Genomic DNA, 18,978 nt, shown 5'->3' on the forward strand with positions numbered 1-18,978 from the left:
TATAAAAGGGACTATATCAAAATTTCAAATAATAAAACTTATAAATAGTATGAAGAGAATATCTATTAATTTTCTAAATATATTTATAAGTTTTATTTTAAGTTACTTTTGATGTAGTCCTTTTTTAAAGTATTTCGAAGTTGTTTTCATATAGCTTTTCATTTACTTGATATAAGGATAAATTATTTTTTATTGCATAAATAATTATGAAATCTCTAGGATTTTTAGCATAAAGCTCACCTGAATTACCAATTTTTAAAGCTCTTTGTGTTTCTTTGAAGTTAAGTTTGGCACCAAAACAAAGACGAAGTATTTTATCTTTAGTTGGCTTTTTTGAGCCATCTAATATTTGATAGCCGTAGTTTCTATCTAAATCGGCAGCTTTTATTAATTTGCCTTTTGTAAGTCCTTTTTCTTCACAAATTTTTTTAAAGTAATTTGCTAAGTTTAAATCCTCAAACTTTTTAAGTTCATTATTAACAACAGAATCCAATTCTCTATCATCACCGATATTGTCTAATAAATTTAAGAGACTAGATGTTTCTTGTTCAAACATATTTGTAACTCCTTGTGATTAATCTTCAAATTAATTATATCAAAAAATTATATATTGGTTAATGTTGAGTTAATAGTATTTTATAGGGAATAAAGTATGTGATATAATTCAAAATTGAGGTAGTAATTATAGCGGGGGATGTAAGGATGGATGATTGTAATATTGAAAATATACCTTCAAATTATGTTGAATTAACAACTTTGTGTTCAAATAAAAAAAGTGAAATTTTGTTAGCTAAAAGTAGTTTAGATAACAAGATTTATGTAAAAAAAATTCTTAAGGTTTATAATAGAGAGGTTTATGAAAAGCTTAAAGAGTTAAAGAGCGTAAATTTACCTAAGATATATGAAATTTTCGAAGAAGATGGAAGATTGACTATTGTTGAAGAGTTTATAAATGGTTCTACTATAGAAGACATATTAAAGAGTGGAAAAGTACTTGATGAAGAAACAGCTTTAGGGTTTATGATAAACCTATGTGATGTATTGGAACTACTACATAGTCTTAAACCTGCAATAATTCATAGAGACATAAAGCCTTCTAATGTAATCATAAATAATGATGGAATATTGAAATTAATAGACTATGATGTATCTAGAATATATAAGGAAGATAAGAGAAAAGATACAGTTATTCTAGGAACAGTGGGATATGCATCACCAGAGCAACTGGGTTTTGATCAGACTGATGGAAGAACTGATATTTATGCCATGGGAGTACTTTTAAATGTAATGATTATTGGAAAACACCCTATAGAAGAGGCTGTTCAAGGAGAACTAAAAAAGATTGTAGCTAAGTGTACTATGCTTATAGCAGAGGATAGATATCAAAGTGTTGGTGAGCTTAAGAGAGTTTTAGAAGATGAGATTGAAAGAGTAAGAAATCTAGAGAAACAAAGTATCAAAGTAGAGGAACTGGAAAAAGAAAATGGTGAAATACAAAATAAAATATCTAAGAAATCACTTGATCTTTCTAAAAAAGAGTTTAAAACAACAGTTGATTTACTTTTAAATAATAAAGATAAAGCTGAAAAAGATTCTAGCTTTAATAAAACTGGATTTTTAAATTTGGATAAAGACGATAGAGATTCAAGTTTAGAAACTATTCATATAGAAGATAAGAGAAGTTGGTTTAGAAAAAATATTCCGGGTTTTAGAACTGATAAGGGATGGAAAATGACTTTAGCAATATTGGGTTATGCCTTTATTGCTTTTGGTATGACTATGAATTTAAGCAGCGGAGATAATAAGCTTATAATAGGTGATTTGGCTGTAGGAATTATATTACTTTTATATATAGCTCTTTTTTCTAACTTCTTAGGAATAGCTAATAAGTTACCTTTATTAAAAAGAGAGGGCTTATCAAATAAAATCTGTGGATATTTACTTTATTCCCTTTTAATAATGATTGCCTTTGGTGGCTTAATAGGCACTACAACACCTATAAAATAAAAAAGGAATCATTATATTATAGTAAAAAGGAATTAAAAATGAACATAAAACATTTTAACTCATAACAACACAGAAAACAAACTTATAAAACTATAACAATCAATGATTCCTTGAGAAAATTATATAAAAAAATAAATTTAAAAGTGTATGCTGGTAGGCGTACACTTTTTATTTTTATAAGTTTTAAAATAAAAGCATAACAACAAGAAAGAAGGATTATAAACTTTATGTTTTTAATCAGTGTTTAAAGGAGGAATTAAATTGGTTAGTAAAAAGTTTTATAAAAAATGGTGGGTTTGGGCCATTGCTATAGTTGTTGTATTAGGGGTTGCAGGTAGCGCTGGAGAAGCTGGAAAAAAGGCAACTAGTAATAGTGAAGTTGTTAAGAATGAAACAAGTTCAGCAAAGCCTTCAGAAGATAAGAATATAAAAAAAGAAGAACCAGTAAAAGAAGGTGAAACAAGAGATAATTCATCAGCTAAGGAGACAACTTTATCAACAGGAAAGTTTATAGTTGGAGAAGATATACAGTCAGGTAGATATGTTTGTACAAGTGATTCATCAGGTAATTTTATTGTTACAGATAAAAACGGTCTTCCAATAATAAATGAAATATTAGGAAATGATGATTTAGGAGTTTTAAAAGTTACAGCAGATTTTAAGGATGGAGAAAAAATTGAAATAAGTGGAATAAAAAATGTTCATTTTACTCCAGCAGAAACTAAGGTTTCAAATGAATTAAGTGCAGGTAGCTGGATTGTTGGATTAGATATAGAGCCAGGAAAATATGTGGCAGAAGTTAATAATGGACAAGGAAATTTTGTAGTATATAAAAATGGATTTCCAACGGTAAATGAAATTTTAGATGCATCAGGCAATATGGGAGTACCTAATGTTACTTTAAAGTTAGAAAAAGGTGAAGTTATTAGTATAAGTGGGTTAAATCAAGTTATATTCAATAAGAATTAACAGGAATTTGATTTATTAAAAATAAAAAAGTATTGAGATAGTTTTAAAATGAGGTTTTTTAAATACAATTATTTTAAGGAAGGATGATAATTTTGAAAAAAAGTAAATGTCTTATAATATCAGCAATTTTAGGTATAATATATTCAATATATTTATTAAGTTACTTTGGTAGCGTTTTAACAAATGGACAAGGTGCTGAGGCCGTTGGTGGTGCTATAGCTACTGCCATGGTTACTCCACATATGATTTGTGTGGTCTTAGCAGCAATTTTTAACTTAGTAGGAGCTTTGATGAATAAAGCAGGATTTGCCCTTACGGCGGGAATTCTTTATTCTGTTGGGGGAGTACTATTCTTACCATATATATTCTTTGTAATACCTATGATAGTTTTAAGCTTTGTAGGATTTTCTAGTGTAAAGAAAATTAAAAATAAATAATTAATTATAGAATAAAAGGCGTGCCACAATTAACTTTGTGTCATGCCTTTTTTATTTTAAGTGATTAATTAAATTGGTATTAGAAATTTTAACTATGTTTAAGTTTTTAAGAAGAATAATATTAAATGAAAAAAGTATTAACTAAAGAGATTATAAGAATACTATATTTAAATTAAAATTAAATTTGTTGAGGTATTAGTATGAAAATTAGTCATAAAAATAGATATGAAAAACTTAGATCATTAATAATGTGTTACCCTTGTAATTTTAAGGTTAGTGGTAATGTTCAAATAAATTATTCTCTTATGTATGAACAATATAATAAGTTTATAAATTTAATGAGTAGTGAGGGAGTAATAATTCAATTTTTAGATCCTATATATGGGGCCAATCAAGTTTTTACGAGAGATATAGGTTTTGTTATAGAAGATAGGATGTTTATTGCAAAAATGAGTACTCAAGATAGAATTGAAGAAACTAAAGCCTTAGAAAAGTATATAAAAGATCATCATTCTAAAATATATAATATGAAAAATAATATAGAGGGTGGAGATGTAATAATTCATGATTGTTATATTTTCGTTGGGTTAAGTAAAAGAACTAATATTGAAGCCGTTTATGAACTTCAAAATTATATAAATGAACAGAATATGAGATATAAAGTTATACCTATAAATTTTAATAAGGAAAAAATGCTTCATTTAGATTGTGTTTTTAATATTCTAGATAAGGATGATTGTATAATTAGCAATTACGTGTATGATAAAGAAGAAATAGAAAAAATAATGAAAAATTGTTATTATATTGATGAAAAAACTACTGAAGAACTTGGAACTAATATTATATCATTAGGAGACAAGAAGATAGTAACTTCAAATAAAACTGTATTTAACATGCTAAAATACAATGGATTTAAAGTATTTTACTTAGAGTATTCAGAAATATTGAAAGCTGGAGGAGGATTTGCCTGTAGCATTTTACCTATTTATACTGAATGATTTTTATATTTCTAATAAGACTTATGTCTTATTAGAAATGATGTTATTATGATATAGTGTCTTTATCTGATGATTTTTTGGTCAGCAGATAATTTATTTTTAAGGGAAAATAGCTTGTGCTATTTAAATAAAATATACGAATTAGGGGGAGATTTTTTGTTTGGACTTTCACCAATTTATTTTGGCGTCTATTTTTTTGTTACAGCTTTAATTATATTAGGAGTAACTTTATTTCTAAAAAAGAAGTTAGTAGGTAAAGATAAGGAATTTTATAAGGTATTATTAGTTTTATGTATTCCAATAATAGTTCAAAACTTTATATCAACTTCTGTAAATGTAGTTGATACAGTTATGATAAGTAGTTTAGGAGAGGAATCAATAGCAGCTGTTGGGGTAGCTAATCAGGTATTCTTTTTATTTAATATGGGATTAATAGGATTAACAGGAGCTACTGGATTATTTATATCTCAATTTTATGGAAGTAATGATAGAAAAAGCATAAAAAAAGTTATGGGATTAAGTACTATTTTATGTGTAGGATTTAGTTTAGTATTCTTTGTTTTAGCACTTTTCTTTCCAGATCTTATAATAGGAATTTTTTCTACTGACCCTAAAGTGGTTGAACTTTGTAAAAGTTATTTAGTGGTTATAGCTCTTTCATATCCTTTAACAGCTTTAAGTATGGTAATAAGTGCAGGAGCAAGGGCTGTAAGAAACCCTAAGTTAGGTATGTTTTGTAGTGGAGCTTCGCTTATCATAAATATTATATTTAACTATTGCTTAATATTTGGAATAGGTATATTTCCAGAGTTAGGTGTTAGGGGAGCAGCTATATCTACTGTATTTGCTAGAATAATAGAATGCCTATTATTAGTTGGATATGTTATATTAAAAGATAAAGATTATATAATCAAGTTTGATATCAATGATATTAAAGGAATAAATAAAGACTTCTTTAAAGTATATATGTCTAAGGGGATGCCTATATTTATAAATGATTTTGCTTGGGCCATTGGGTCAGTTTCATATTCTGTAGCTTATGCAATGGTTGGAACATCTGCAATAGCAGCAAGTCAGATTGCAACTAGTACAGCTAATCTATTTATAATGTTAGCTATGTGTATAGCTACTGGAGCAGCCATTATGCTTGGAAACGAGCTTGGAGCAGATAATACTGAGAGAGCTGTAGATTATGCTAAGAAATTCTCAAAAATAGTTTTTATTGTTGGAAGTATTTTAGGCGGAATGTTGATATTAAGTATTCCAGTATTACTTAAAGTTTATAGTACATCTTCAACTATGGCGAGTGATTTAAGCAAAATCTTTGTAATAATGGGACTTCTAATGGGATTAAAGGCCTTTAATATACTGGTTATTGTAGGAATATTAAGAAGTGGAGGAGATACAAAGTATGCCTTTGCATTAGAGTTTGGATGTATGTGGCTTGTATCAATACCGTTAACATTCTTTGGAGCAGTGAATGGCTTTCCAATATATATGTTAGTATTATTTACTTATTCAGAAGAGATAGTTAAATGCATATTTGGATTACCTAGAGTTTTATCAAAAGTTTGGGTAGTTAATTTAACTAAAGATATAGAGATAAGTGGATAACAATACTTTAATTTCTAACATTTCATTTTTAGAAGATTTATAAAAATAGTAAAATTATAGGAGCGTTAGAAAGTATATTAGTTGAATTAAGAGGTTACAGTCATGTTAAGGTGAATGTAGCCTTTTTCTTTTGGGATATATTTCGTGGGAATATTAATCTTTTTTATACTTGACTCTAACATCGTGTTAGGGAGTAATATAAGGTCTAGGAGGTGGTTATATGTATAAGGTTAAGGAAGTCTCAGAGATAACAGGAGTATCTATTAGAATGTTGCATCATTATGATAAGATAGGGCTTTTAAGACCTACAGCTATAAGTAACGCAGGATATAGATTGTATGATGATAAAGATCTAGAATTAATTCAACAAATTCTTATATATAGGGAGTTAGATTTTTCTTTAAAAGAAATAAAAGATATTTTAAATAATAATAATCTAGATTTGAGGAAGCTTCTGAAGTTACAAAAACAGTTAATAATAGACAAGCGAGATAAGCTAAACAAGATTGTTGATACTATAGAAAATACAATTAAGAATATGGAGGGAGAAATTATTATGGAGAAAAAGGGAATGTTTGAAGGTTTTGATATAGAAAAGCACAATAAACTTTATGAGGATGAAGTAGAAAAAAAGTATGGAGAAAGTGATGCTTATAATGAGTCAAAGAAAAAAACAAGCAAATATTCAAAAGAAGACTGGAATAATATAATGGAAGAAATAGATGGAGTGTATAGAGAATTAGCTGAATTAAAAGATAGAGATGTTTCTGATGAAAAAGTTCAAGAATTAGTTCATAACTGGAGAATGCTTATAACTAAGAATTTCTATAATTGTAGTATTGAGATATTTAGTGGCCTTGCAGATATGTATATCTATGATGAAAGATTCACAAAAAACATAGATAAATATGGAGAGGGATTTGCTAATTTTTTAAGTGAGGCTATGAAATATTACTGTAATAGAAATTAAAACTCACTTAAATAATATTAAGTCGAAAATTAAAATAATTAATATAGTTATTAAATAAATCAATATATAAATTAATAAAATTAATTTATATATTGATTTTTATTAATTTATGGGAGTATAATGTATACAAAAGGAGGTGCTTTCTTGAGATACGTAAGACCAAGCAAATGTCCTGTATGTAATAGTGAATTAAAAATAGTTAAATTAGAATGTGAAAAATGCAGAACTAAAATTGAAGGTGAATTTAAAGGCTGTGATTTTTGTAATTTAACTTCAGAAGAACAATATTTTTTAAAGATATTTGTTAAGTGTAAAGGAAGTATAAAAGAAATAGAAAAAGAACTAGATATATCCTATCCAACTGTGAAAAGTAGATTAAATCAACTTATAACAGCATTAGGATTTGAAGATAAAGAGTTAGAAGATGAAAAAAAAGATAAGAAGAGAAATAGAGAAATTATACTTGGGAAGCTAGATAAGGGAGAAATAACATCTAGTGAAGCTTTAAAGGAATTAGAAAAATTAAAATAAAAGGGGAGAATTTTTATGGATGAAAAGAAAAAAATATTAGAGATGATAAGTGAAGGTAAAATAAGTCCAGAAGAAGGAATGAAATTACTTGATGCTTTAGGAGAAAGTAAAGAAGAGGTTGCTATAAAGAAAAAGATATATAAGACATTAAAAGTTAGAGTAGAGGTTGAAAATGAGCAAGTAAAAGTTAATTTAAGTATCCCTTTAAGCTTAATAAAGGTTGCAAGTGAATTTACTAAGTTTATACCTGAAGATGCTATGAATAATATTGAAAAGGGTGGAGTTAATATAAAAGATATTGATTTCAAAAAAATAATAGAAGAAATTGAAAATGGTGAATTGGATGATCCGACTATCTGTGATGTAGATATAAATAATAAAGATGAAGGAAAAGTTATAGTAAAAATTTATGTTGACTAAGAAAAACTTTGTTTATATAAAAATAACATTACCCAAAATTAATTGGTTAAGAATCAGCATTCCTATCCCTTTAGTTAATCTTATATTAAATGATACCATAGATTTATTAGGTTTCCTAAGATGGATGTTTAGATTAAGAAAGATGGAGAATTATATTAAATACATGTACACAGCTTTAGAAGCCTTAAAGGAATTTAGAGAATGTGGCGAAAGTGAAATTCTTGATTTAAATTTAGGAAAAGAAAATATAAATATAATGATAAAACTAATATAGGAGGAAAAATGAAGAGAATAATTAGTAATTTTTTTATAAATCTTATTGTTGTATGGATATTAATTAAATTTTTTAATCTTGGGGAAGCTAAAAGTTTCTTAAATATAGTTTTATTTTCAGGAATTTTTACTATACTAAGTTTTACTTTAAGGCCAGTTCTTCAGATTATATCTTTGCCAATTACAGCAATTACTTTTGGAATATTTCTTTTTATGGTTAACGCCTTTATAGTTTACATGACTGATGTATTTTCATTTGGATTTAATATACCTGGATTTTTAAATACTTTAATAGTATCAATAATATTATTTATAGCAAGCTCTGTACTTAATAAATATAGATTAAAAACTAAAATTAAGAAGATTAATAAAACAATATAGAAAAAACCTATATATTTAGATAAATTAATTAGTATCTAAATATAATAGGTTTTTTTATTTTACAATTAGTGCTTTTTAGAATATAGTTGATTTCTTTATTTTAAAAATATAAAACAAAAAATATTTGGGGAAGTAATAGCAATTCAAAATAGGATAGTTATTATTAATATAAATCTCCAGAAATATTCTTTAATTCTTTTTTATTAATTATTTTTATTTCATTTTTATCTTTTAAAATAATCTCCTTTTCAACTAGTTTATTTAAAACACGGCTTAAATGACGGTAGCTTGTGCCTAATAAATCAGCTAAATTTGAATAATTATCTACCAAGACAATATTTCGATGGTTTACACTTAGGAGATAATTAGCAAGTTTGTTTTCTAATGGATAAACAATAGTTATTGAACTTGTTAATGATTGACTAGCAAGTTTGTTAGAAAGACTTTTAGTTATGTACATAAGAAAGTTAGGATCTTTAAGAGATAATGAATTTACTTTGTTTATAGGAATACCTATGCAAAGACTTGATTTCAATGATTTAACACTACAATTTGCTTTGATTTTTGATATTACTTCTAAATCACCTATTAGCTGTATAGGCTCATAGAATTTCAGAAGTAAAGATTTTCCATTGGGTAGGGTTTTATAGACCTTGGCCTTACCATCAACAAAAAAGTAAAAGTACTTAAGTTCTTCATCCATAAAGCATATATGCTCATTTTTTTTAAACATATGCAGTTCTAAAAAAGGCATAACTTCCTGTGAAAATATGGAGTTAAGTTCGTATTTATTTATTAATTCAAGCAATTTATCTTCATTTTTTACTACTATCAATGGCTTACCTCCCATGAAAACAAATGTTATAAGACATATGTCATAACTATACATATAGTATACATGATAAAATAAATTTGTTTAATAAACATAATTAAAATGTTTTCTAAATTCACTGTAAAATTGCCTTAATACTTTAAATTCTATATAAAAGAGTGATCAGTATATATGTTTACTGATCACTCTTTATGTTTTAAATACTACTTAGTTCAAAAAATAAATTATCTTCTTCAGTGAAGTTATATGAGTAAAATGGATTATGCCAATTATTTATATCATTGATATTTTTACAACTTATTGAAGAAGAATAATCCTCTAATAAATCACAGCAAATATTTTTAGGTGTTTTAATTTCATTGTTTTTGAGTAGTTCAATTATATCTTTAAAGTAGTTTTCAACATAAGGAGTAATAAAAGGATAAGTATCACACTGAGTATTCATGTAATCATAAAGAGGTTCTTTTTTATAATCCCAATCTATATAAAGTTCAATTAATTTTTCATTTATGTTAAAAGGTATATTAGATTTTATAATATTACAATTTACCAAGTTATCATCTATTGTAAGAACTTTAACCATACATTTACCGAATCCTTTCATAATAGTCCTCCCATAAATTTATATAAATCAAGTTTTATATTGATTTAGGCATTAATAGGTTTTATTTTGGAGAAGTACTTTATTAAAATAAAATTGAAAGTATCTACTAATGCCTAAATGAGATGGCTTTTTAAATATTTGATTAGTATAATAATATGAAAAAAATCTAGTATTATTCTGAATTATCTGAAAATTTAGAAAATATTAAAAAGATAATAATTATTATTAAAAAGAGTTTGACATCTAAAAGAGAGAGAATTAAAATATTAATATGCGAACTTATGTTTGGTTTTAGAAGAGACCAATCTGGTAATAATATAATGAAATGACTTAAATAAATTTAATATACAACAAATTATATATGGAATGATATTAACTAAAAAACAGGGGTTATTAGTGAGATTAGAAACTTACTAAAGTTTATATATTTATTAAGGAGATTTTTATGAAGGATAAGATAATAGTAAAAGGAGCAAAAGTACATAATTTAAAAAATGTAAATTTAGAAATTCCTAGAGATAAGCTTATTGTTTTTACTGGGCTTTCAGGTTCAGGTAAAAGTTCTTTAGCTTTCGATACAATCTATGCAGAGGGACAAAGAAGATACGTAGAGTCTTTATCAGCTTATGCAAGACAATTCTTAGGACAAATGGATAAGCCAGATGTTGAATCAATAGAAGGACTTTCACCTGCAATATCAATTGATCAGAAGACAACTTCTAGGAATCCAAGATCTACAGTAGGTACAGTAACAGAAATATATGATTACTTAAGATTATTATATGCTAGGGTTGGAGTTCCTCATTGTCCTAAGTGCGGAAAAGAAATAACTCAACAATCTGTGGATCAAATAGTGGATCAAATTATGGAGTTACCAGAGAGAAGTAAGACAATGATTTTAGCTCCAATAATAAGAGGAAGAAAAGGAACTCATGAAAAGGTTCTTGAGAATATAAAGAAACAAGGTTTTGTTAGAGCTAGAATAGACGGAGAAATTTATGACTTAACAGAGGATGAAGTAAAACTTGAGAAGAATATAAAACATAATATAGAAGCTGTTGTTGACAGAATAATTGTTAAGGACGGAATTGAAGGAAGATTAACAGATTCTATAGAAACTTCTCTTAAAATGGCTGAAGGCTTAGTATTAGTTAATGTAATTGGTGAAGAAGATAGACTTTATAGTGAACATTTTGCCTGTGCTGATTGTGGTATAAGTATAGATGAACTTGCACCAAGAATGTTCTCATTTAACTCACCTTTTGGAAAATGTGAGAGATGTGATGGATTAGGAACTTTAATGGAGATTGATGAGGATTTAGTTGTTCCTAATAAGGATTTAAGCATAAGAGGTGGAGCTATTTCTACTTGGGGAGATTCAAGAATGAAAGAAGATTCTTGGACTTTTTGTGTTCTAAAAGCTTTAATGGAAAAGTATAAATTTGATTTAGATACTCCTTACAAAGATTTACCTAATAAGGTTAGGGAAGTCTTAATGTATGGAGATTCAGAAAAACTAAAGGTTACATACAGAAAAGAAAATGTAGAAGCTGTTTATAATCATTCCTTTGAAGGGGAGATAAATAATTTAAGAAGAAGATATATGGAAACTGGATCAGATGCCATGAAAGCTGAAATAGAAAAGTATATGAGTGATAATCCATGTCCTAAGTGTAAGGGGGCAAGACTTAAGCCTGAGGCTCTTGCCGTTACAGTAGGTGGAAAAAATATATTTGAGTTTACAAGCATGGCAATAAGAGAAGAGTTAGACTTTATAAACTCAGTAGAGTTTTCAGAGAAAGACAAGATAATAAGTAGCCAAATTATAAAAGAGATTCAAGCTAGATTAAGTTTCTTAATAAATGTTGGGTTAGATTACTTAGACTTAGCTAGAACTGCAGGGACATTATCTGGTGGAGAAGCTCAGAGAATAAGACTTGCGACTCAAATAGGTTCTCAGCTTATGGGGGTTCTATACATCCTAGATGAACCTTCAATAGGACTTCATCAAAGAGATAATGATAGACTTATAGCTACTTTAAAACAACTTAGAGATGTTGGAAACACTCTTATAGTAGTTGAACATGATGAAGATACTATGAGAGAAGCAGACTATATAGTTGATATAGGACCAAGAGCCGGAGAACATGGTGGACAGATAGTTGCTGCAGGAACATTAGATGAAATCATAGAAAATGAAAATTCTTTAACTGGTCAATATTTAACTGGAGCTAAGAAAGTTGAACTTCCAGAGGAAAGAAGAAAAGGAAATGGAAACTTTATAACAGTTAAAGGTGCAAAGGAAAATAACCTTAAAAACGTTAATGCTAAATTCCCACTAGGAACTTTAACTATGGTTACAGGAGTTTCAGGATCAGGAAAGAGTACCTTAGTTAATGAAATTCTTTATAAAGGATTAAATAAAATAGTAAATAGAGCTAAGGATTTACCAGGTAAGTTTAAGGAAATAACAGGATACGAAAATATTGATAAGATTATTGATATAGATCAAAGTCCTATAGGAAGAACTCCAAGGAGTAACCCAGCAACATATACTGGAACTTTTGATATAATAAGAGAACTTTTCTCACAAACTCAAGAAGCTAAAATGAGAGGATATAAACCAGGAAGATTTTCTTTCAATGTAAAAGGTGGAAGATGTGAAGCTTGTAGTGGAGATGGAATAATAAAGATAGAAATGCAATTTTTATCTGATGTTTATGTTCCTTGTGAGGTTTGTAAAGGAAAGAGATATAATAGAGAGACTTTAGAAGTTAAATATAAAGGAAAGAATATAGCTGATGTACTAAATATGACTGTTGAAGAAGCTTTAGAATTCTTTGAAAATATTCCAAGAATAAAGAATAAACTTCAAACCTTAATGGATGTTGGATTAGGTTATATAAGACTAGGTCAACCTTCAACTCAGCTATCAGGTGGAGAAGCACAAAGAATTAAGTTAGCTTATGAACTATCTAAGAGAAGTACAGGAAAAACATTATATATTTTAGATGAGCCTACAACAGGACTGCACATACATGATGTAAACAGACTTGTTAAAATACTTCAAAGATTAGTTGATGGAGGAAATACAGTTATTGTAATAGAGCATAATTTAGATATGATTAAATGTGCAGATTATATTGTTGATTTAGGACCAGAAGGTGGAGATAAAGGTGGAATGATTGTAGCTACAGGAACTCCTGAAAAGATAACTGAGGTTGAAGAATCATATACAGGTAAATATCTAAAAAAATACCTTTAATATAGGAATATAATTTAAAAAAATAAATATATTATTTAAGAATAGAGTATTTAATTAGCTATCAGAATTTATGGCTAGAAGTTCTGATAGCTATATTTATTGTTAAGGAAATTTAGGAAAGTTAAAAAAGTACTAAAATTAAAAGATAAATATCATAAAATTGTCTTTTTTAGATGATATAATAATTAAGAGTTTCTAATTATTGATTATGAAATTGTAATCTTTTATTGTATAATCAAGTTATTAAATAAAGTAAAATATAAAAGAAATATAAAATATGTAGAGGTGAAGTGATGTTTTCGAAACTAATGACATGGGTTTTTGGAATAATATTTATTATAATTCTATATTCCATAATTTATTATGCGTTAAAGATAATGTATAAAGATGTTAAAGGCGGGAAAAAGAAAAAAGCCCCTGGAAAGAAAGCACATGGATTAGAAGTCTTAAAAACAATATCAAATGGGACGCTAGGTGTTGGCTCGGTTATACCAGTGACTAGTACCATATCCATTGGTAGAAGAGAAGATAATTCAATAGTGCTAAATGATCAGTTTGTATCCTCATATCATGCTAAAATTTATGTTAAAAACAATGATTTTTATTTAGAAGATTTAGCAAGTACAAATGGTACATTCATAAATGAATCAAAGATAGAGGGAAGAGTAAGATTAAAAGTAAATGATAAAATAAGAATGGGAAGCACTGTGTTTAAGGTTATAGGATAGAAGAGGTGATAATATGAATACTACTTTAAAGTATGAGAAAAGGATGTTGCTATTAGTCTATCTTTTATGCTTAGCCTTATTTACGAATATAGCTGTAAAGCAGACACCTATAGATAAGATGGCTTTTATAATAGCAGGTATATTAATAGTTATTATTGGATTTTCACATTTCATTATAAGGAAATTCTATCCCGATGGAGATAAGTACATATTTATCTTTGCATCGGTTTTAGCTGTGGTTGGAATAGCAATTCTTTATAGAGTAGATCCTAAATCAGCAATGAAACAATTAGTTTGGTTCAGTTTAGGAATAGCTGTTTATATGGGGATTGTAATAGTTATGCCGGATTTAAAGAGTTTTGCAAAATATAAATATGTTTATATGGGAGGAACTTTAATATTCATGGCTATGTCTATGATTATAGGTACTACAATAAATGGTTCTAAGAACTGGGTTAGAATAGGTGGTTTCACTTTTCAACCTTCGGAAATAGGTAAGATATTCCTAATACTTTACTTAGCGTCAGCACTTATGAACTATGAGAAAAAGAATAGCTTGAAAGATGAATTTAAACAACTTTTACAACCAGCTTTAGTGGTTATGTATTCTTTAGGATTCATGGTTTTACAAAAAGACTTAGGTTCAGCTCTTATGTTTTTCTTTGTATCTGTGACTATGCTTTATATAGCTACTTGTAATTGGAAGTATGTTGCTACTGGATTAGGATTATTTGCAGTAGGTGGAACAGCAAGTTATTTCTTATTTGGCCATGTTAGAAGCAGAGTAATGGTTTGGCGAGATGTTTGGAAATATGCTAGTCATGAAAGTTTTCAAATAGTTCAAGGTTTTTATGCTATGTCCTTAGGAGGAATGTTTGGAACAGGACTTTATAATGGTTATCCTAGTTTAGTACCATTTATACAAACAGACTTTATATTTACCTTAATAGCACAAGAATTAGGTCTTGTATTTGGTATAGGTTTATTATTAATATATTTCCTATTGTTTTATAGAGGGATAAGAGCAGCATTAAACACTGATGATCCATTTTCTCAGTTAAATGCTGTTGGATTTAGTACACTTATAGTTGCTCAAGTTTTAGTAATTATAGGTGGTGTCTTTGCAGTTATTCCTTTAACAGGTATAACATTACCTTTAGTTAGTTATGGAGGAACATCTATGCTTACAATCTTCATTGCCTTAGGAATACTTCAGAAAATTTCAGAGGAGGGACTAAGATAGATGGCTAAGAAAAAAGATTTATCAGGTAGCATAAGAAAAGTTATGGTTGTTTATCTATTGCTATTAGTTGGGCTTATATCGTATATCGCGTATTTTCAATTAATAAAAGTACCAAAAATAGCTCAGATGGATAGTAATACTGCTGTTATGGCAGCTCAGAATGAGGTAATAAGAGGAGATATAAAGGATAAGAATGGCAATGTTCTCGCTAAAAGTACTAAGAGCGGTGATTTAACTCAAAAGAGAGAATATCCTTATGGAGAAATATATTCACATCCAATTGGGTATGCTAGTGGAATATATGGAAACTCAGGATTAGAGGGAGCATATTCAAAAGAGCTAACTACTTCTGAGAACATATCATTAAAAGCTTTCTTAAAATCATTTAACTTCAAAAAAGATTTTAAAGAAAGAAATGAGAGTGACACTAAGATTGGAAATAGTGTTGTAACAACTTTAGATACTGATTTACAAAAGGCAGCATATGCAGCTTTAGGAGCTAATAGAGGGGCTGTAGTTGCTATGAATCCTAAAACAGGTGAGGTTTTAGCAAGTGTATCAAAACCAGGATTTAATCCTAATGATATGAAAGCAACATATGAAATAGCTAACAATCCTAATGGAAATCCAAAGGACGCTATATTAGTTGACAGAGCTATTAATGGTCAATATCCTCCAGGATCTACATTTAAGGTTGTAACTTTAACATCTGCTTTAGAAAATATTCCAGGGATAACACAAAGAACATTTAGTGATACAGGTACAATAAATGTTGGAACAAAGGATTTACCAAATGAAAATGGAACTGCTTATGGAGATATAAGTTTAAGAAAAGCACTTTCAGTTTCAAGTAACGTAGTATTTGGAGGAATTCTTGGAGAAGAGCTTGGAAATAAAAAGTTAAGAGAAACTGCTGAAAAATATGGATTTAATCAAGATTTATCTTTAGGTAATCTTAAGGCTTTTTCAGGAAAATTCCCTGATAGAAAAACTGTAGATAAAGGCCTTATAGCCTATGATGCTATAGGTCAAGGAGATGTTTTATCAAGTCCACTTGAAATGGCAATGGTTGCATCAACAGTAGCTAATAACGGGGTTCTTATGCAACCATATATGGTTAGTAAGATTGTTGATAAAGATGGAGATTCAGTAAAAGAATTTAAACCTGAAAAGAAAAGTACTGTAATGTCTAAAGAGGATGCTCAAATAATAAATGAATATATGCAAGGTGTAACAAATGATAGAATAAATGATAACTGGGGATATTTTAGAGGTATGAATGTTGCAGCTAAAACTGGTACAGCCCAGGTTCCAGATGGAAATTCTCATGCATGGTTAATAGCCTTTGCACCAGCTAATGACCCTCAAATAGCCGTTGCAACTATAGTTGAAAATGGTGGTTCAGGATCAAGAGTAGCAGCTCCGGTTACAGCTAAGGTAATGCAAGCATATTTTAATAAATAAGAGCAAAATTAAAAGAAATGTAAAAAAATATTTCTTGATTTTATCTTAGAAAATAGATAACTTATAAATTATAAAACTTAATATAATAGAATTGATTTGAAAATTTAATCGCCCTAATATTACTGTATTTCAATGGTATGTTAGGGCGTATTGCTTATGTAGACATAGTAATAATTCTGTTGCTTTAATTAAGAATTTATATGTTATTTTTAATTTGATAATATATTTAGATAAATAGGCAATATAAGAATAATAGGATTTGGCAAGTTTAAGATAAATGTAATATGAACATTGAGATGAGAGATTAGAGGTGGTAAGATGTTTGATTTTCAGCATCAATTAAAAATATTACCTGATAAACCAGGGGTTTATATAATGAAAAATTCCCTTGGAGAGGTAATTTATGTTGGAAAAGCAAAAATATTAAAAAATAGAGTAAGACAATATTTCCAAAATTCTAAAAATCATACTGAAAAAGTAAGGGCTATGGTTAAAAATATAGCTGAATTTGAGTACATAGTTACTGATTCTGAAATGGAGGCATTAATTTTAGAATGTAACCTTATTAAGAAATATAGTCCAAGATATAATATAGCTTTAAAAGATGATAAGTTTTATCCTTTTATAAAAATAACTACTAATGAGGATTTCCCAAGAGTATATGTTACAAGGAATTTTGCAAAGGACGGAAATAAATATTTTGGACCATATACAAATGGGACTGCTGTTTATGAAGTTATGGGGCTTATTAAGAAGCTATTTCCTTTAAGAACGTGTAAAAAGGCTATTGTAGAAGGGGAAAAACCAACTAGAGCATGTTTAAATTATCACATTAACCTTTGTAAAGCTCCTTGTGCTGGATATATTTCTAAAAATGATTATGGAAAGATGATAGATGAAATAATTAGTATTTTAAATGGAACAGATACATCAATTATAAAAGAATTAAAAGTTGAAATGGAAAAGGCTGCTGAGGAGTTAGAATTTGAGAAGGCAGCTAAAGTTAGAGATAGAATTTTGGCTATAGAGTTGATTAGTGAAAAACAAAAGATGTTTACTGTAAAAGAAGGCGATGAGGACTTTATAGATTTATATACTGATGAAAAGGATGGATGTGCTCAAGTTTTCTTTGTTAGAGAAGGAAAAGTTACAGGAAGAGAACATTTTATGTTAGAGAATGTAAGTGAAGAACCTGTAAAAGAAATTATTAGTTCTTTCATAGCATCATTTTATGGTGGAACAGCACAAATACCTAAAACTATATATGTTCCTGAGGAGATAGAGGATCAAGAATTAATAGAGAAGTTTCTTACAGACAAGAGAGGATCTAAGGTTTGGATAAAAACCCCTAAAAAGGGTGATAAAAAGAATCTTTTAGATATGGTTAGAAATAATGCGAAAATAATGCTAGAGCAATTTAAAGAAAAAATGGTAGAAGAAAAAGAATTAAATAAATCAGCCTTAACTGAGTTAGCAGATGTTTTAGCATTAGATTCTTTACCAGTTAGAATAGAAGCCTATGATATATCGAATATTCAAGGTGTAGACTCAGTTGGAACAATGGTGGTCTTCGAGAATGGAAAAGCTAAAAATTCTGATTATAGAAGATTTAAAATAAAAACTGTCCAAGGACCTAATGATTATGAAAGCATGAGAGAAATTTTAAGCAGAAGATTTGCTCATGGATTGGACGAGGTAAACAAAATAAAAGAGAGAAATTTAGAGTATTCAAAGGGAAAGTTCTGTATTTTCCCAGATTTAATAATGATGGATGGTGGAAAAGGACAGGTTAACATAGCCTTAGAAGTACTAAATGAGTTTGGTGTTGAAATTCCGGTCTGTGGGCTTGTTAAAGACGATAAGCATAGAACTAGGGGTATCATATTCAATAATGAAGAAATACTCGTTAAAAGAGGTTCTGGGCTTATGAATTTAATAACTAGAATACAAGATGAAGTTCATAGGTATGCTATAACCTATCATAGAAGTTTAAGAGATAAAAGAACACTACATTCAATTTTAGAAGATATACCTAGAATTGGAGAAAAAAGAAGAAGGAATCTTCTTATTAAGTTTGGAAGTGTAGAAAATATTAAGAAGGCAACAATAGAAGACTTATTAGAAACCCCTGGCATAGATAAAAAAGCAGCTGAAAGTATAAAAAAATATTTTTCAAGTTAATTTTTAATAACAAAAATTGACTTGAGATAATATATATAATATTATAGCATAGGAAAATAAA

At 28.2% G+C, this 18,978-nt stretch carries 18 protein-coding genes; 15 read left to right on the plus strand and 3 right to left on the minus strand.

The annotated features are described in order from the left end of the window. Window positions 1-124: 124 nt before the first annotated feature. A complete protein-coding gene (locus AC2A4K_RS02085; protein ID WP_322504628.1) occupies window positions 125-556 on the minus strand; it encodes a hypothetical protein in 432 nt (143 codons plus the stop codon). 146 nt (window positions 557-702) lie between these two features. On the opposite strand from AC2A4K_RS02085, the gene AC2A4K_RS02090 reads away from it, so the two are divergent. The 10 genes from AC2A4K_RS02090 to AC2A4K_RS02135 all read left to right on the plus strand — a co-directional run bounded on the left by AC2A4K_RS02090 (window position 703) and on the right by AC2A4K_RS02135 (window position 8,600). Then, window positions 703-2,007 carry a serine/threonine-protein kinase gene (locus tag AC2A4K_RS02090; RefSeq protein ID WP_322504627.1) on the plus strand — a complete coding sequence of 435 codons (1,305 nt, stop codon included), beginning with the start codon at window positions 703-705 and terminating at the stop codon, window positions 2,005-2,007. A gap of 261 nt (window positions 2,008-2,268) precedes the next feature. Continuing rightward, entirely contained in the window at window positions 2,269-2,976 is a 708-nt protein-coding gene (locus AC2A4K_RS02095) for a hypothetical protein (protein WP_322504626.1), read from the plus strand. Between the two features lie 83 nt (window positions 2,977-3,059). Beyond that, window positions 3,060-3,413: a hypothetical protein gene (locus AC2A4K_RS02100; RefSeq protein WP_322504625.1), complete on the plus strand. Its 354-nt coding sequence runs from the start codon at window positions 3,060-3,062 to the stop codon at window positions 3,411-3,413. A 200-nt stretch (window positions 3,414-3,613) separates the two neighbouring features. After that, the gene (locus AC2A4K_RS02105) at window positions 3,614-4,411 is read left to right on the plus strand and encodes a dimethylarginine dimethylaminohydrolase family protein (RefSeq protein WP_322504624.1); all 798 of its coding nucleotides are present in this window, start codon (window positions 3,614-3,616) and stop codon (window positions 4,409-4,411) included. A gap of 156 nt (window positions 4,412-4,567) precedes the next feature. After that, on the plus strand, window positions 4,568-6,025 hold the full coding sequence (locus AC2A4K_RS02110) for an MATE family efflux transporter (RefSeq protein ID WP_322504623.1): 1,458 nt from the start codon (window positions 4,568-4,570) through the stop codon (window positions 6,023-6,025). Window positions 6,026-6,245: 220 nt separating this feature from the next. After that, window positions 6,246-6,995 (plus strand): MerR family transcriptional regulator, encoded by a 750-nt coding sequence (locus tag AC2A4K_RS02115; protein WP_322504622.1) that lies wholly within the window; start codon window positions 6,246-6,248, stop codon window positions 6,993-6,995. 144 nt (window positions 6,996-7,139) lie between these two features. Further along, window positions 7,140-7,526 carry a DUF2089 domain-containing protein gene (locus tag AC2A4K_RS02120; protein ID WP_322504621.1) on the plus strand — a complete coding sequence of 129 codons (387 nt, stop codon included), beginning with the start codon at window positions 7,140-7,142 and terminating at the stop codon, window positions 7,524-7,526. Between the two features lie 15 nt (window positions 7,527-7,541). Continuing rightward, a complete protein-coding gene (locus AC2A4K_RS02125; protein WP_322504620.1) occupies window positions 7,542-7,946 on the plus strand; it encodes an SHOCT-like domain-containing protein in 405 nt (134 codons plus the stop codon). Further along, entirely contained in the window at window positions 7,936-8,220 is a 285-nt protein-coding gene (locus tag AC2A4K_RS02130; RefSeq protein ID WP_488458837.1) for a hypothetical protein, read from the plus strand. Before AC2A4K_RS02125 ends, AC2A4K_RS02130 begins: the two co-directional genes overlap by 11 nt. Window positions 8,221-8,228: 8 nt before the next feature. Then, complete coding sequence (locus AC2A4K_RS02135; protein WP_322504618.1) at window positions 8,229-8,600, plus strand: phage holin family protein; 372 nt, start codon at window positions 8,229-8,231, stop codon at window positions 8,598-8,600. 163 nt (window positions 8,601-8,763) lie between these two features. Here the strand turns inward: AC2A4K_RS02135 and AC2A4K_RS02140 are convergent, their stop codons facing one another. After that, entirely contained in the window at window positions 8,764-9,435 is a 672-nt protein-coding gene (locus AC2A4K_RS02140) for a cyclic nucleotide-binding domain-containing protein (protein ID WP_322504617.1), read from the minus strand. Between the two features lie 193 nt (window positions 9,436-9,628). Continuing rightward, on the minus strand, window positions 9,629-10,036 hold the full coding sequence (locus AC2A4K_RS02145; RefSeq protein ID WP_322504616.1) for a hypothetical protein: 408 nt from the start codon (window positions 10,034-10,036) through the stop codon (window positions 9,629-9,631). Between the two features lie 445 nt (window positions 10,037-10,481). Between AC2A4K_RS02145 and uvrA the strand changes: the two genes are divergently transcribed. The 5 genes from uvrA to uvrC all read left to right on the plus strand — a co-directional run bounded on the left by uvrA (window position 10,482) and on the right by uvrC (window position 18,917). Continuing rightward, a complete protein-coding gene (uvrA, locus tag AC2A4K_RS02150) occupies window positions 10,482-13,301 on the plus strand; it encodes an excinuclease ABC subunit UvrA (protein ID WP_322504615.1) in 2,820 nt (939 codons plus the stop codon). Between the two features lie 293 nt (window positions 13,302-13,594). Further along, entirely contained in the window at window positions 13,595-14,029 is a 435-nt protein-coding gene (locus AC2A4K_RS02155) for an FHA domain-containing protein (protein WP_322504614.1), read from the plus strand. A gap of 13 nt (window positions 14,030-14,042) precedes the next feature. Further along, entirely contained in the window at window positions 14,043-15,272 is a 1,230-nt protein-coding gene (locus tag AC2A4K_RS02160; protein WP_322504613.1) for an FtsW/RodA/SpoVE family cell cycle protein, read from the plus strand. After that, the gene (locus tag AC2A4K_RS02165; protein WP_322504612.1) at window positions 15,273-16,736 is read left to right on the plus strand and encodes a peptidoglycan D,D-transpeptidase FtsI family protein; all 1,464 of its coding nucleotides are present in this window, start codon (window positions 15,273-15,275) and stop codon (window positions 16,734-16,736) included. A gap of 318 nt (window positions 16,737-17,054) precedes the next feature. After that, window positions 17,055-18,917, plus strand: coding sequence for an excinuclease ABC subunit UvrC (gene uvrC / locus AC2A4K_RS02170; protein ID WP_322504611.1), 1,863 nt, complete (start codon window positions 17,055-17,057; stop codon window positions 18,915-18,917). The last annotated feature ends 61 nt before the right edge of the window (window positions 18,918-18,978 follow it).

The sequence above is a fragment of the Clostridium sp. LIBA-8841 genome, from assembly GCF_057782475.1.

Excerpts from the sequence above, each read along its gene's own strand:
- AC2A4K_RS02115 (WP_322504622.1), top strand. The coding sequence starts at position 6,246 with ATGTATAAGGTTAAGGAAGTCTCAGAGATAACAGGAGTATCTATTAGA.
- AC2A4K_RS02155 (WP_322504614.1), top strand. The coding sequence starts at position 13,595 with ATGTTTTCGAAACTAATGACATGGGTTTTTGGAATAATATTTATTATA.
- uvrC (WP_322504611.1), top strand. The coding sequence starts at position 17,055 with ATGTTTGATTTTCAGCATCAATTAAAAATATTACCTGATAAACCAGGG.
- AC2A4K_RS02130 (WP_488458837.1), top strand. The coding sequence starts at position 7,936 with ATGTTGACTAAGAAAAACTTTGTTTATATAAAAATAACATTACCCAAA.
- AC2A4K_RS02165 (WP_322504612.1), top strand. The coding sequence starts at position 15,273 with ATGGCTAAGAAAAAAGATTTATCAGGTAGCATAAGAAAAGTTATGGTT.
- AC2A4K_RS02160 (WP_322504613.1), top strand. The coding sequence starts at position 14,043 with ATGAATACTACTTTAAAGTATGAGAAAAGGATGTTGCTATTAGTCTAT.
- AC2A4K_RS02145 (WP_322504616.1), bottom strand. The coding sequence starts at position 10,036 with ATGAAAGGATTCGGTAAATGTATGGTTAAAGTTCTTACAATAGATGAT.
- uvrA (WP_322504615.1), top strand. The coding sequence starts at position 10,482 with ATGAAGGATAAGATAATAGTAAAAGGAGCAAAAGTACATAATTTAAAA.
- AC2A4K_RS02090 (WP_322504627.1), top strand. The coding sequence starts at position 703 with ATGGATGATTGTAATATTGAAAATATACCTTCAAATTATGTTGAATTA.
- AC2A4K_RS02135 (WP_322504618.1), top strand. The coding sequence starts at position 8,229 with ATGAAGAGAATAATTAGTAATTTTTTTATAAATCTTATTGTTGTATGG.
- AC2A4K_RS02100 (WP_322504625.1), top strand. The coding sequence starts at position 3,060 with ATGATAATTTTGAAAAAAAGTAAATGTCTTATAATATCAGCAATTTTA.
- AC2A4K_RS02085 (WP_322504628.1), bottom strand. The coding sequence starts at position 556 with ATGTTTGAACAAGAAACATCTAGTCTCTTAAATTTATTAGACAATATC.
- AC2A4K_RS02105 (WP_322504624.1), top strand. The coding sequence starts at position 3,614 with ATGAAAATTAGTCATAAAAATAGATATGAAAAACTTAGATCATTAATA.
- AC2A4K_RS02125 (WP_322504620.1), top strand. The coding sequence starts at position 7,542 with ATGGATGAAAAGAAAAAAATATTAGAGATGATAAGTGAAGGTAAAATA.